Source organism: Vicinamibacterales bacterium (genome assembly GCA_036504215.1).
Classification (GTDB): domain Bacteria; phylum Acidobacteriota; class Vicinamibacteria; order Vicinamibacterales; family Fen-181; genus FEN-299.
Map to the genome: position 1 here is coordinate 1 of DASXVO010000041.1, position 1,519 is coordinate 1,519.

At 66.2% G+C, this 1,519-nt stretch carries 1 protein-coding gene; it reads right to left on the reverse strand.

The genetic code is table 11. The features are described 5' to 3' along the window. Positions 1-1,142, reverse strand: a 1,142-nt coding sequence (locus tag VGK32_12865; protein HEY3382658.1) for an ATP-binding protein, incomplete at its 3' end; no start/stop codon positions are given. Between the last annotated feature and the right edge of the window lie 377 nt (positions 1,143-1,519).

A 1,519-nucleotide genomic window follows, 5' to 3' on the forward strand; every position in this document is an offset into this window, starting at 1 on the left:
GTCTTGACGTCGATTCCGTCACCAAGCGGGTACCCGTTGCGCGCCCGGCACACAATTGCCGCGGTCGCGACGTGTTCCGGGCCCAATACCCGGCGGACGAAGGCGAGGTTGATCGCGTCGGATGGAGTGGGCAGTTCGGTCCACTTCGCCTCGAAGAGCTCCAGGCGGCCGGCGGAATCGACCAGGAAGTCGACCTCGCGCGTGCGGTCGCGCCAGAAGAAGAGACTCCGCGTGCGGCCGGCGATTCGTTCGCGGTGGCGGAGTTGCGCGAAGACGAACGTCTCCCAAACGGCGCCAGCCGACGGCGAGCGTCGGAGCTCATCGGGGGTGCGGATGTTGAGCAGCGCGCACAGCAGGCCGGTGTCGGCGAGGTAGAGTTTGGGACTCTTGACCAGCGATTTCGTTCGGTTCGAAAACCACGGTTCGAGCAGCACGACCTGACCCGAGGCTTGCAGAACGGACAGCCATTGGTTCGCCGTCGACGGGGCGATAGCCACGTCGCGCGCCAGGTCGGCTCTGTTCAGGAGGTTGCCCGATCTGAGCGCGCAGGCGCGCAGGAACCGTTCGAAGTCGCGAAGGCTGCCGACGTTGGCAAGGGCGCGGACGTCCCGTTCGAGGTAGGTCGCCAGGTAGGAGTTGTAGAAGGCGACGGCGTCGATGTCGGCGTTGGCTTGAAGTTCGGGGAAGCCGCCGCGCACGAGTGCGGCGTCTGCGGTCGTGGACGGCAGGGCATCGCTGATTTCGCGGTAAGACAGCGTCTCGAGGTCCACGATGTCGGCGCGTCCGGCCAGGGAGTCGGAGACGCCTGCCATCAGGGTGAACCTCTGCGAGCCGGTCAGCAGGAACTGACCGCGACGCGCCCGGTCGTGATCCACGGCCGCCTTGAGGTGACGAAACAGCGCCGGCGCGTACTGGACCTCGTCGAAGATGACGGGGGGCGCGTATCTGGCCAGGAAGGCGTCTGGCTGTTTCTCGGCGAGTTCCGCTTCGGAGGGGAGGTCGAGCGACACGAATCGGTGGTGCGGGAACAGGCGGCGGAGCGTGGTCGTTTTCCCGGTCTGCCTGGCGCCGGTCAGGACGACCACCGGTCGGGTGCGGACAGATCGGATGAGGCGGGCCTCGACATATCGAGCGATCCACATGAACACATTATACGGCCCAATCGCATTTTATGCGCGCCGGGATCTATGGAACCTGGCGGGTCGGCTTCGACACATGCTGGCCCGCCTCGCGGATGGCCTTGATCCGTAAGTCCGGTAAGGGGCGCCTTTCACGGCGCCCCTTACCGCCTACCGTGGTCACGCCGGCGGAGCTGTACACCGCGTTGCCGACCAGTTCCTCGTAGAGCTTCTCGCCCGGGCGGACGCCGGTGAACGTGACCGGGGGGATTCAGGCGTCGAGTGGAAGGTCGATCTCCCCGATGGTCTTGACGTCGATTCCGTCACCAAGCGGGTACCCGTTGCGCGCCCGGCACACAATTGCCGCGGTCGCGACGTGTTCCGGGCCCAATACCCGGCGG